The following is a 12,471-nucleotide window of genomic DNA, read 5'->3' on the forward strand; positions in this document are numbered from 1 at the left end:
ATTCACTTGTCTGTAAATCCTATTTTATCTGCTTGTTTAACTCTCTCTTCACTCAAAAAGAGGCAGACAGCCTATTGCGCTTACTTTTCTGATTTAAAAATCAACCTATTATGAAAAAACGCTTTTACCAGCAGACCTCCTGGCCGCGTATCAAACGCATGGGCCTTGTCCAATTGGTGCTGCTAAGTCAGTTTTCGGGGGTTTCTTTTGCTGTTGGGACGGTTCCGATGGCAACGGCAACCACCATTAGGGCGGGTCAGGTAGCTCTGCTGCCGATCCGGGGAAAAGTCATTGATGCGTCCGGTTCGGCGATTCCCGGTGCCACGGTGGTGCTCAAGGGCAGTACATCCGTCGGAACTACTACGGATGCCGACGGAGCTTTTACGCTTAATGTGCCCGACGGCAGCACCACGCTGGTTGTGTCGTCCATCGGTTTTGTAACCCAGGAAATAACCATTGGTAACCAGAGCCAGATTCAGGTGACGCTGCAATCAGACGTTAAGGCGCTGAGCGAGGTGGTGGTGACGGGGTATTCGTCGCAGTCGCGCCGGGACATTACCGGTGCCGTTGCAACGGTCGATACCAAAGAACTGACGAAGGTAGCGGCCCCGAACGTGGCCCAGCAGTTGCAGGGACGGGTTTCCGGCGTTACCGTTACGTCGAACAACACTCCGGGGGGCGAAGCAACCGTCCGGATTCGGGGTTTTGGTACCATCAACAACAACGATCCGCTGTACATCATTGACGGCGTACCGACCAAGGGCGGTCTGAACAACATCAACCCGAACAACATCGAGTCGATGCAGGTGCTGAAAGATGCTTCGGCGGCTTCCATTTACGGTTCACGGGCCGGTAACGGGGTCATTATCATCACCACCAAGAAAGGAAAGGCGGGTGCTCCGCAGTTTACGTTCAACTCCCGGACCGGGGTGCAGGTGGGTAAAGTGGATCTGGGCCTGATCAAAAATCCGCAGGAGTTTGGCGACCTGCTCTGGATTCAGCGCCGGAACGCCGGGGTATTGACCAACGGCAACCCGTCGCACCAGCAGTACGGCAACGGCCCGACGGCGGTGGTGCCCGACTACATTCTGGCCGGAGCCAGCTACGGTCTGAAGGAAGGCGATCCCCGCACCGATCCGTCGCTGTACAACTACAACCGCAACGGATTCTACCAGATCGTGCGGGCCAACAAGGAAGGAACCGACTGGCACCAGGAGATTCTGCGCCCGGCGGCCATTCAGGACTACAACATTGGTGCGAACGGTGGTACCGAAAACGGACGGTATGCCATTGCCCTGAACTACTTCAAGCAGGATGGGGTGCTGATTCATACGTCGTTCGACCGGTATTCGCTGCGTTCCAACACTGAATTCCAGTTTCTGAAACGGATTCGCCTGGGTGAAAACCTGGAGGTAAGCTACACCCAGAACAAAGGGTATTACAACAACAACGGTACGGCCAGTTCGAGCAACAACCAGGACGGCAACCCCATTGGTAACGGATACCGTATTCCGACCATCATTCCGGTGTACGACATCATGGGCAACTTCGCGGCTACCCGCGCGGCCGGTCTCGGACCCGCTACGAACCCCGTAGCCCAGTTGTGGCGTACCCGAAACAACCAACTGAATACGTTCCGGGCCTTCGGGAACGCCTACGCCGAGGTTGACATCCTGAAAGACCTGGTAGCCCGCTCGAGCATCGGTATTGACATCACCAGCGCCAACCGGGTTGGTTACACCCTGATGGACCTGGAAGAAGCCGAAATTGAAGCAAATAATGCCCTGACCAACGCCAATGCCTACGACATTAACTGGACGTGGTCGAACACCCTGAATTACAACAAAGCCTTCGGGACCGACCACCGGCTGAGCGTGCTGGTGGGTAGCGAAGCCATCAAAGGCACGGGCCGCGACTTCTCCGCCACCCGGACTACCTTCTTCTCGGAAGATCCAAAGTATATGTTTATGAGTGCCGGAACCGCCGGGATCAACAACGCGGGTGCTGGCTACGAATGGGCGCTGTTCTCGCTGTTTGGGAAAGTAAACTACTCACTGAAAGACCGTTACCTGCTGGAAGCCACCATCCGGCGCGACGGCTCCTCCCGTTTTGGTCAGAACAACCGGTACGGAACCTTCCCGGCTTTCAGTGCCGGCTGGCGCGTTTCGGAAGAGTCGTTCATGAAAAGCCTGACCTGGATTAACGACCTGAAACTGAGAGTCGGTTGGGGACAAACGGGGAACCAGGAGATTGGAAACTACAACGGATTCAGCACCTACCGTTCGAGTCTGAGTCAGTCGGCTTATGCCATTGACGGGTCGAACAACTCCACGCAGGCCGGTTTCGATACCCAGGCTTTCGGTAACCCCGATGCCAAGTGGGAAACCACTACGCAGACCAACATCGGTCTGGACGCTACATTCCTGAAAGGTAAGCTGGGCTTCAACCTGGACCTCTACGACCGGACCACCTCCGATATGCTGTATCAGGTGAGTCTGCCCGCGACGCAGGGTGTTGCCACGATTCCGTTTGTGAACGTCGGTGAAATGAACAACAAGGGAATTGACCTGGCCCTGAACTACAACGACAAAGCCATGAACGGCGCACTGACCTACGGTATTGGCGTCAACGTCTCGACGTACAAAAACCGGGTGATTAAGCTCAACAACAGTGCTTCCGCCGTACTGCTCGGCCCCGCCATCCGGAGCTACACCTGGACCCGTTCGGTGGCCGGAATGCCGCTGTTTTCGTTCTACGGTCTGCAAATCGACGGTATTTACCAGAATCAGGGCGAAGTGGACGCGGGGCCTAAATATCCCGGTTATGCCGCTGTTGGTAAGTATAAGTACCACGATACCGACGGTGACGGTACCATCACGGACAACGACCGCGTCTTCCTGGGCAATCCGCACCCCGATTTTACGTACGGTATCAACCTGAATCTAGGCTACAAAAACTTCGATCTGTCGGCCTTCTTCCAGGGTGTGCAGGGCAACCAACTGCTGAACATGGTGAAACGCTGGGTTGACTTCAACAACCAGGCCGGTAACCGGAGCCTTCGGATGCTGTACGACTCCTGGACGCCGGAAAACCCCGATGCCGTTCTGCCAATTCTGGATGCCAACGACAGCCGCAGCCAGCAGCCGTCGAGCTACTTCATCGAAGACGGTTCGTATTTCCGGATGAAGAACCTGACGCTGGGTTACACCCTGCCCGCCAGTGTGGCTTCAAAAATCAAGTTCGAAAACGTGCGGGTTTACTTCCAGGCGCAAAACCTCTTTACCATTACCAAATACAGCGGTATTGATCCGGAAGTAACGTCGGTGGGTTCTTCCCCGGGCAGCACGGTTCTGGGCGTCGATCAGGGTAATTATCCGTATGCCAAGATGTACCAGATCGGAATCAACTTTGGGTTTTAATTAACGATTTTACAGTCTGCCGGAACAACCGGTTCATACGATAATGAAAAAGAAGTTCTTACTCATCACCGCGGTTTGCATGGGACTCATGAGCTCATGCAGCGAAAGCTTTCTGGAAAAAACGCCCCTGGGCGTGGCCAACCAGCAATTGCTGGCGAATAAAAACGGCGTCAATGCCGTCCTGATTGCCGCTTACAGTTTGCTCGACGGCGTAGGCTCCGGCTTTAGCACAACCTCCTCGGTCAGCAACTGGATTTTTGGCTCCGTCGCGTCGGATGATGCCTATAAGGGCAGCGACGTTGGCGATCAGGCCCAGATTACGACCCTCGAACGGTATTCGTTTCAAGCCGATCTGGGGCTTTACAACGACAAATGGGTGACGTTGTACGACGGCGTTTCCCGGGCCAACGACGTGCTGAAACTGCTTCCGAAAGTCACCGACATGAACGAGGCCGAAAAAGCGCAGGCTGCCGGTGAAGCACGTTTTCTGCGGGCGTGGTACCATTTTGAAGCCAAGAAAATCTGGAACAAGGTTCCTTACGTCGACGAAACGGTAACCGATTATATCAACCTGCCGAACGACAAGGACATCTGGCCGATGATCGAAGCGGATTTCCAGTTTGCGATTGACAACGTTTCGGCTACCAAAGCGCAGGTGGGCCGCGTTAGCAAATGGACCGCCAAATCGTACCTGGCCAAAGTCCACATGTACCAGCAGGATTACGCGGCTGCTAAACCGCTGCTCGATGATGTCATCAACAACGGTCCTTTCAAGCTGGTGACGAGCTATCACGACAACTTCCGCATCCCGACGGAAAACAACAGCGAGTCGATTTTTGAGGTTCAGATGTCGGTCGGTGACGGCGGAAATGGAGAAAACGGAAGCTGGGGTGATAACTGGAACTTCCCGTACGGGTCGGCACCGGGCGGTTGCTGCGGTTTTTACCAACCGTCACAAAACCTGGTGAATGCCTTCAAAACCGATGCCAACGGCTTGCCGCTGCTCGATACGTTCAACAACACGGACGTGAAGAATGACGAAGGATTGGCGTCTACCGATCCGTTTACGCCGTACGAAGGCACGCTGGACCCCCGGCTGGACTGGACGGTGGGCCGCCGGGGCATTCCGTTCCTGAACTGGGGTGTGCATCCGGGTCGTAACTGGATCCGTGACCAGAGTTTCGGCGGGCCGTATACCTTCAAGAAATTCTTTGCCTACAGTGGAGAGAATGCGGGTGCCGAATCGCCCCGGGCCAACGCTAACAATTACCGGGCCTTCCGCTATTCCGACCTGTTGCTGATGCGGGCCGAAGTAGCCGTGGAAGAAAACGACCTGCCAACGGCGTTGAAAATTGTGAACGAGATCCGGACCCGCGCCGGGAATGTGGTTGTGATGGACGCATCCGGCAAACCAGCGGCTAACTACCTGGTAAAATCGTATCCGGCTTTTGCCAATCAGGAGTATGCCCGCAAAGCCGTTCGGTTTGAGCGTCGGGTTGAACTGGCGATGGAAGGTCACCGCTTCTTTGATCTCGTCCGCTGGGGTGTGGCCGATCAGGTGCTGAACGCCTATGTCGCCAAAGAAAGCCAGAAGCGGACGTACCTGGGGGGAGCTACGTTTGTAAAAGGGAAAAACGAATACTTCCCCATTCCGCAGGCACAAATCGATATTATGGGCGCTAACGTGTTGAAACAGAACTAGGTATACGAGGGCCGGTCCGACTTTTGCGACTGGTTTTGACAAACACCTATGGGACCGGAAGGGAGCAGCTTTGTGGCTTAGGCCAGATCGCTGCTCCCTTTTTGGTTTGTGAAAGAAAAACGCACATTGCGAAGCGACTACCTGGGAACTGCCAAACGGGCAGGTTCTGATTATTACTACAGCCTGCTGTACGGCCACGATTACAAGAAACCGTATGTACAGCGGGCCTTGCGGTAGTTGGTCCTGATCTGAAAGCTCTCAAGGGGCGTACCAGTCAGTACGCTCCTTGGGTTTACAACCGGTGATGATTGTTTATTTATTTATTTATTTATTCGGGATTAACCAGGCGCGGGAATCAGGATTCCCGCGACACGGGCCGCCTGTCCGAAACCGTGGGGCCGTATATATGTTATTTACCGCTTCCCTGTGCGCTGTTTAAATGACTTTCCGTAGGAAGATAGATCACGAACGTACTGCCGCGATGCGGTTGGCTGCGTACGGTAATATAACCCTGATGATTGTCAATGACTTTCTTGCAGATGGCCAGCCCTATGCCCGTACCCTGGTATTGGTTGAGACCATGCAGCCGCTGGAACAACCGGAAGATGCGGTCTTCATATTTCTGCTCAAATCCGATACCGTTGTCTGTAATCGAAATAAACGCATACGTGGGCGAACCGTTTGGTACGATCACCGCGGGAAGCTCGCTGGCTGGCAGGATGGACGTGCTGATCTGAATAACCGGGTGTTGGCCGGGTTTGGAAAATTTCAGCGCATTCGACAGCAGATTCTGAAAAAGCTGCCGTAACTGCAAGGCGTCACCCTGAATAACGGGAAGGTCTTGGGTTTCGATCGTAGCCTGTTTCTGAAGAATGCTGGTTTCGAGATCGACAAGTACTTCGGAAAGAATCTGATTAAGATTCAGCGCTTCGAAAGGTTGTTGCTGGGTGGTCAGTCGGGAATAGGCGAGCAGGTCTTTTACCAATACCTTCATGCGAACGGCGGCACTCTGCATCCGGGTAATCAGATCGGTGCCGGACTCGTCGAGCTTCGGTGCATACTGCGTAATGAGCAGGTCGCCAAACGCCTGGATTTTGCGCAGGGGCTCCTGCAAGTCGTGCGAAGCGACGTAGGCAAACTGACTTAACTCGGCATTGCTCCGGTTCAGTTCGCTGACGGTTGCCTGGAGTTCGCGCTGCGATTGTTCGAGTTTAGATTTTGCCAGCGCCAGTTCTTCTTTTTCCTGCAACGTTTGGCCCACAATCTTCTGGGCGTGAATATTCACCGCAAAACCCGTCCAGGCGGCAACCGGGGCCGGCTCGTTGGTTACGGGCAGGGCCGAGAAGAGGTGCCACTGGTAAGCTTGACTGGCCTGCTCTCTGAGCCGACACTGGTACTGGAACGGGAGTCCTTTAGCCGCCTGTCGGGTCCATTCTTTCCAGTAGGCCGAAAAATCGTCCGGGTGCATCACCTTCGCCCATCGGGTCTGGTTCAGGTTTTGAATGGAATGGCCGGTAAATTCGCCCACCCAGGCGTTGGCATACAGAAGTTGCCCGGCCTGGTTGGCGGTAAAAATCATGAGCGGCAGGGCATCGGTTACCCGTTTGTAATGCTGCTCACTGTCCTGAAGCCGTCCGGCCAGTTCCTGTAACTGCTCGTTTTTGTTTTTGATTTCATCGTAAGCCGACAGGGGCAGGTCCGTACTGAATTGCGACCGCCAGTTGGTCAGGTGCGTGGCATTAATTTTACGGGTTGGGGGCAGGTTGTAATATAACGTGATCCGGTTTCCTTTTTCACTACTGGCAATTTCAAGTTTCTCCACCAGCCGCTGGGCATACAACAGGCCCTGATGAAGCGGGTTGGCCACCGGCAGATTCGGGTCTTCAATGCAGGCTGCTAAATAGTGTTTTTTGGGGGAGGTAATAGCCCCCAGGGTAAGCTGGGGCCGGGTTCCCTGCTCCATGGCGTATCGGGCCACCTCCGAGACCGCCGTGGCAAACGTGGTCTGGGAAGCCAGGGACAGACTTGCCAGTTCGGCCAGTTTCATGGTCCGTTTGTGGGCCAAAATCAAATCCATCTCGTTATCGAGCGATACCTTAACTAGTTCCTCCATCCTTTTTATAAACGTCCGATCAATACAGAGGTGTCATCCGTTCGTCGGGCATAATCTTTATACAAGGCCGCGGCCAGAATTGTTAAATCATACCGGTGAATCTGCGGATATTTTGAAACATCCCACCGGGATTGCAGCCCGTCCGAACACATTACCACGAGCTGCCCGCGCGAAAACGGTATGACATGATTATTCATGGTATTGGGCAGGTTCATGCCAATAATGCCGTTGTAGGACAGAACGTTTTTGGTCAGTGTAGGGCCGCTGAGCCGGGTTGAAATGTTGCCTACGCCACACCAGCTCCACTGCTGGCTTTTTGCATCAAAGACAATCACCGAACCCACCAGCCCCCGGGTTTTATTCACCGACTGGTGAATGTACCGAATGATATCTACCGGTTGGTGATGCGGGCAAATACGCAGGGCCTTGATAGCCTCCTGTACGGCCCGGTTTGCCTCCGGACCGTGCCCCAGGCCATCGCCCAGAAAGATTTTGATGTATTCGGATGTTCGTTTTACGTAACAGCCGTCGCCACAGACGATCTCACCGGGTTTGGGCACCAGCAGGGACCGAAACTCAAACCCGCCCGTCGGTGGTGGGGCTGGCATCGGGTCTTTAAAAAGCCGGACCAGCTGGACGGTTCCCCAACCCTTCAGGGAATAAAGCTGGAACTGGTCGGCCAGCCGATTGATGGCTCCCAATCCGTTTCCGAGTGTACCCGTCGTAGAGATGCCGTCCTGCATCATTCGCGCGGGGTCGGCCATGCCGGGGCCGTTGTCGATGCTGATGAGTTCGAGACCCGTCCTGCTGGTGGTTTGAAAATGCCGGACCAGAATTTCGCCCCCACCGCCGTGTTTGACCAGATTTGAGGTTAGTTCGGCGGTAATCAGGTCAATCTCGCTTAATCGCTGGGGGCGGAATCCCACCTGGGTGGCAATCTGGGTAATTCCTTTTTTGGCGAGCGCCAGATAACTCCGATCCGTGGCCTGAAATCGTACGTGCGGGGAGTTATCCATTCTTCCACTTTAAAATTGTCACAGTCGTTCCCTGCCCTACGGTACTTTTAAGATCAAATTCGTTAACCAGCCGTTTGGCGCCGGGAAGGCCCAGTCCCAGGCTTTTCCCGGTCGAGTAGCCGTCCTGCATGGCTAGGCTCAGGTCTGCAATTCCGGGGCCTTTATCCGTGAATGTAAGTCGGACGCCCGATTCGCGTCCTTTGCTCACCACTTCGATCAGGACTTCACCCCCGCCCGCGTAACGAAACATATTCCGGACCAGTTCGCTGGCTGCCGTGATGAGTTTGGTCTGGTTGACAATGCCCATGCCGATTTTAACAGCCGCTTCCTTGACGCGATTTCGGAAAGGGACCAGGTCCTGTTCACGCGAGATGGACATACGGTCTTTACTCAATGTTATCACCATCGTCGTCTGCCACGTCAGTATCCCAGTCAAGCTTTTCTTGCAAAAGGGCCATACCTCGTTCGACGTCGAGGGCCGTATGCACGCCTTTTAACGATAAACCGAGCTCGATCAAGGTAATGGCAACCGCGGGCTGCATGCCCACGACAACGGTTTCGGCATCCAGTACGCGGGTCATACTGGCAATGTTGCCCAGAATCCGGCCCATAAACGAATCGACGATGGATACCGCCGAAATGTCGATGAGCACACCCCGAGCCCCGGTTTGGTGAACCTTCTGAACCAGATCGCTTTCCAGATTTAAGGCCAGTCGGTCGTACAAATCAACTTGAATGGTGACCAAAAGAAAAGGCCCCATTCGCAGGATGGGTATTTTATCCATATACGGTTTAGAGAGCCTTTTTATCTACATCGATTCGCTTGACGGCCATTCTGCTCATAGCGAAAGCATGTTTGAGGGCGCTGGCTAAAGATGCTTTGGTAATAATATTCGATAAATCGATACCCAGGTGAACAACGGTTTGCGCAATTTCGGGCCGGATACCGCTAATGATGCACTCGGCTCCCATCAAACGTGTAGCACTGACGGTTTTGATCAGGTGCTGGGCCACCAGCGAGTCCACGGCGGGTACGCCGGAGATGTCCAGAATAGCGATGTTGCTGCCCGTGTCCACAATGCGTTGAAGCAGGTTTTCCATCACAACCTGGGTGCGTGAACTATCCAGCGTTCCAATGATGGGCAGCGCCAGAATTCCTTCCCAGATCTGAATAACCGGGGTTGAAATATCGCTGATTTCCTCGGTTTGCCGCAGAATGACCTCTTCACGGCCTTTAATAAACGTTTCAAACGTAACCACCCCCAGCGAGTCCAGCAGGCGGTTGATTCTTACGCTTTCCTCAAAGAGCCGGGCGGGGTCGGTTATCTCCTGCCGGATCAGGTCCAGGATGGCATCTTTCAGACTGAAGATGTATAAACCGGTTTCGCGGGGTGAAAAACCCTGCTGGGCGCGGTAAACCGAAATGCCGGAAAGGATTTCGAATACTTCGTCGAACTGGATAGAATCGACCTGATCGATATTTTCCTCCGTCAGACTTCTGGCTAATGCATTTACTAATTCTTCGGACTGAGCACGCAGTTCGTCGTTGCTCATTAAGTCGTCCCGAAGGCTGTCACTGGTTAATTGTTTCTGGATCCACAGATCAAGCAGCCGTGCTTTGTTTGATTGGATGAGTTGGGTTAAGCTATTAGCCATAAGGAAGGTGATTGACAAACTACAATATTAACAGAATATTTTAGATTGAAGCCTATTCTTCCGTAGGGGACTACCGAATGGAACGCCGGCTGAAGGCCGTTCGGGTATCGCAGGAAGTTGATCAAGAGTGTACTAATCCAGTTTAAGGCATTCATTAACATACTTTCACGGGCTAAGATACAAAGAAGCAAATCCGGGCAGCAGCTAAATGAGGTTCTGGCCCCGCCCGGCATCTCTAACCCGCCATCGCTCTACGGCTTCTTGAAACCCTTCCTGAACAGGTAAGAAGTTGCTGTCCTCATTTCCCGATGATCTCTTTGCGATGGGTCAGGCCCCAGTAATGGAGTTCTTCTAGTACCTTCTCCAACGACTTTCCGTGGGCTGTAATGGAATATTCGACCGTCGGCGGAAAGGTATCATAGACGGCTCTTTGTACCAGTTTATTTCCCTCCAGACTTTTCAACTCCTTCGACAGCGTTTTATCGGTAATGCCCAGCACTTCTTTTGACAGTTGCTTGAACCGTTTCGGACCTGAGGCTAACGCAAATAAAATCAGTAATTTCCACCGGCCTTCCAGTGCTTCCAGGGCGTCCCTGATGGAAAGCATATTTTTGGGGCATCCTTCTCCTTTCAGCATTTCTTGACTGTTTAGCTAGTGTATGTTTTTGCGATACTATCTCGGAGGATAGCGCTATCCAACGTGGAAGTGCTTTCGATTGGAAAGCGAATGTAAAGACTTTTGTGTCATTCATAAAAAAGATCATCAAATGACCAATCCGCCAAAGTCTTTAAAAACCATGCACCTGCTTCTCTGGGCCGCACAGGTTATACTGGCAGCCAGTTTTAGCTGGGCCGCCGGAATGAAATTGTTTCAACCGATTGAAACGTTAGCCGTCATGTGGCCCTGGGCCGGTCAGGTTCCGGTTAGCCTGGTAAAAGGTACCGGCATCGTAGATTTATTGGGGGCTGTCGGCTTGATCCTGCCCGCCCTGTTTCGCCTAAAACCGCTAGTAACGCCCCTTGCGGCTAGTTGCCTAGTGGTCCTGATGGTCTGCGCCGGTATTTTTCATCTTGTCCGGGGAGAAGCATCGCAAATCGGGACGAATGTATTTTTTGCCGTCATGGCCGCTTTTGTGGCCTGGGGAAGAGTACGGAAAGCGCCCATATCCTCCCGATGATCGTAGCTGTGCCGCCTGCTTAACGCTCGTCTGATTGACCAGTGTTCAGGGTAACGTAGGCGGCTTTTAATTTTTGTTTCGTTTCCGAATCGTCGGAGGTGCAGGAGCCGAAGCCTTCGCCGGTCTGGTGGTCCCAGTGCACCTTCGACCAGTCAATCGTTGGATCAACACTGCTCAGCAAGTTGATAAAAGCTTCTCTTAGCTTTTCAAAATTCGGCTTATGGGGTAGGTCTATACGGTGGTCCTGTTCTTCCGAGTTGTCCATGAGTAGGCGAGTTTTTCTACCAAGGTAAACAAATTCAGTTAGGCTACCTAAGCACCCTCCGCTGTTCTATTGCCGGGCTGAAAAAACAATTCGGAACCGGGTTAGGAAACGAAAAACGCCCAATACGTGATGTATTGGGCGTTTCTGATAATTTTCGTGCACTCGTAGGGATTCGAACCCCAAACCTCCTGATCCGTAGTCAGGTGCTCTATCCAATTGAGCTACGAATGCATTTCCCGTCTTGGGACTGCAAAAGTAAAATAAAAAAGATACGATTCAAATGGCTGGCCAGAAATTTTTCGGCTATTTCCCCATAAAAATGGGTTTTCGCTTCTGCAAAAAAGCCATGATCCCCTCGGCGGCATCCCGCGACTGCCCCAGTTGATTCTGATACTGAGCTTCTTGCTCCAACTGCGCTTCCAGATCGTTATGGAGCGATTGATTCAACGCTAATTTCATCAATCCGATGGCCTGGGTAGGAGCGCTGGCGTAATTCGTAACGATTTCGGCCACGGCATTGTCCAGTTCGGCGGCTGGAACCGAGCGGGTGACCAGACCCAGTTGCGCGGCCTCCGGACCGTATACCCGCCGACCGGTGCTGCATAGCTCAAATGCGCGCTGGGCACCCAGCAGGCGCGGTAGGAAAAACGTAGAGCCCGCGTCGGGCATTAGGCCAATCCCGACAAAGAGCAGTGATAAATACCCTTCATCGGTGGCAATCACCACGTCGCAGGCCAGCGCCAGCGAACAACCTGCCCCGGCGGCTACCCCGTTTAGCCGGCAAACCACCGGTTTTGGCAGATTCCGGATCGCCCGAATCATGGGGTGATACGTCGAGCGCAGCAGATCGCCCATCGAAAAGCCGTCCGTGCCCTGGAGCTGTCCGGCGGCTTCCTTCAGATCAGCGCCCGAACAAAATGCCTTGTCGCCCGCACCCGTCAGAATCACCACGCGCACGGTATCGTCGGCTCCGGCGGTCTGGATGGCGCTCGTAATCTCCCGGATCAACGCCGGACTCAGCGCGTTGTGTACCTGCGGGCGGTTAAGGGTGATCTGGCAAATACCGTCCGAAACAGAAAACAGCAGGTGTTCAAACATGGGTGGAGTGGTTTAAGGGTAAAG

At 53.5% G+C, this 12,471-nt stretch carries 12 protein-coding genes and 1 tRNA gene; 4 read left to right on the forward strand and 9 right to left on the reverse strand.

Features of this window, described 5'->3' with window-relative positions:
* The first annotated feature begins 110 nt into the window (after positions 1-110).
* The 3 genes from LX87_RS17605 (at position 111) to LX87_RS29280 (ending at position 5,358) form a co-directional block, all read left to right on the forward strand.
* Positions 111-3,419 carry a SusC/RagA family TonB-linked outer membrane protein gene (locus LX87_RS17605; protein WP_229310706.1) on the forward strand — a complete coding sequence of 1,103 codons (3,309 nt, stop codon included), beginning with the start codon at positions 111-113 and terminating at the stop codon, positions 3,417-3,419.
* Between the two features lie 43 nt (positions 3,420-3,462).
* Positions 3,463-5,121, forward strand: coding sequence for a RagB/SusD family nutrient uptake outer membrane protein (locus tag LX87_RS17610; protein ID WP_111629577.1), 1,659 nt, complete (start codon positions 3,463-3,465; stop codon positions 5,119-5,121).
* Positions 5,122-5,229: 108 nt separating this feature from the next.
* Positions 5,230-5,358 (forward strand): hypothetical protein, encoded by a 129-nt coding sequence (locus LX87_RS29280; protein WP_262511086.1) that lies wholly within the window; start codon positions 5,230-5,232, stop codon positions 5,356-5,358.
* A 172-nt stretch (positions 5,359-5,530) separates the two neighbouring features.
* Here LX87_RS29280 and LX87_RS17615 read toward each other — a convergent pair whose 3' ends face one another.
* The 6 genes from LX87_RS17615 to LX87_RS17640 all read right to left on the reverse strand — a co-directional run bounded on the left by LX87_RS17615 (position 5,531) and on the right by LX87_RS17640 (position 10,543).
* Positions 5,531-7,234 carry an ATP-binding protein gene (locus LX87_RS17615; RefSeq protein WP_111629578.1) on the reverse strand — a complete coding sequence of 568 codons (1,704 nt, stop codon included), beginning with the start codon at positions 7,232-7,234 and terminating at the stop codon, positions 5,531-5,533.
* Between the two features lie 5 nt (positions 7,235-7,239).
* A complete protein-coding gene (locus LX87_RS17620; RefSeq protein ID WP_111629579.1) occupies positions 7,240-8,250 on the reverse strand; it encodes an ATP-binding SpoIIE family protein phosphatase in 1,011 nt (336 codons plus the stop codon).
* Positions 8,243-8,629: an anti-sigma regulatory factor gene (locus LX87_RS17625; RefSeq protein WP_374755135.1), complete on the reverse strand. Its 387-nt coding sequence runs from the start codon at positions 8,627-8,629 to the stop codon at positions 8,243-8,245. The genes LX87_RS17620 and LX87_RS17625 overlap by 8 nt, the downstream gene beginning before the upstream one ends.
* Positions 8,630-8,636: 7 nt before the next feature.
* Complete coding sequence (locus LX87_RS17630; RefSeq protein ID WP_111629581.1) at positions 8,637-9,035, reverse strand: STAS domain-containing protein; 399 nt, start codon at positions 9,033-9,035, stop codon at positions 8,637-8,639.
* A 7-nt stretch (positions 9,036-9,042) separates the two neighbouring features.
* Entirely contained in the window at positions 9,043-9,906 is an 864-nt protein-coding gene (locus LX87_RS17635) for an STAS domain-containing protein (protein ID WP_111629582.1), read from the reverse strand.
* 298 nt (positions 9,907-10,204) lie between these two features.
* Positions 10,205-10,543 (reverse strand): winged helix-turn-helix transcriptional regulator, encoded by a 339-nt coding sequence (locus LX87_RS17640; RefSeq protein WP_111629583.1) that lies wholly within the window; start codon positions 10,541-10,543, stop codon positions 10,205-10,207.
* 160 nt (positions 10,544-10,703) lie between these two features.
* Here LX87_RS17640 and LX87_RS17645 point away from each other — a divergent pair, with 160 nt between their 5' ends.
* Positions 10,704-11,084 carry a DoxX family protein gene (locus LX87_RS17645; RefSeq protein ID WP_229310707.1) on the forward strand — a complete coding sequence of 127 codons (381 nt, stop codon included), beginning with the start codon at positions 10,704-10,706 and terminating at the stop codon, positions 11,082-11,084.
* Between the two features lie 19 nt (positions 11,085-11,103).
* Here the strand turns inward: LX87_RS17645 and LX87_RS17650 are convergent, their stop codons facing one another.
* The 3 genes from LX87_RS17650 to LX87_RS17660 all read right to left on the reverse strand — a co-directional run bounded on the left by LX87_RS17650 (position 11,104) and on the right by LX87_RS17660 (position 12,447).
* Positions 11,104-11,349, reverse strand: coding sequence for a hypothetical protein (locus LX87_RS17650; protein ID WP_111629585.1), 246 nt, complete (start codon positions 11,347-11,349; stop codon positions 11,104-11,106).
* A 157-nt stretch (positions 11,350-11,506) separates the two neighbouring features.
* Positions 11,507-11,580: transfer RNA gene (locus tag LX87_RS17655), tRNA-Arg, on the reverse strand.
* 72 nt (positions 11,581-11,652) lie between these two features.
* Positions 11,653-12,447 carry an enoyl-CoA hydratase/isomerase family protein gene (locus LX87_RS17660; RefSeq protein WP_111629586.1) on the reverse strand — a complete coding sequence of 265 codons (795 nt, stop codon included), beginning with the start codon at positions 12,445-12,447 and terminating at the stop codon, positions 11,653-11,655.
* Positions 12,448-12,471 lie beyond the last annotated feature (24 nt).

Origin of the sequence: Larkinella arboricola, assembly GCF_003259745.1 — a bacterium.
In the GTDB taxonomy this organism is placed as follows: Bacteria; Bacteroidota; Bacteroidia; order Cytophagales; family Spirosomataceae; genus Larkinella; species Larkinella arboricola.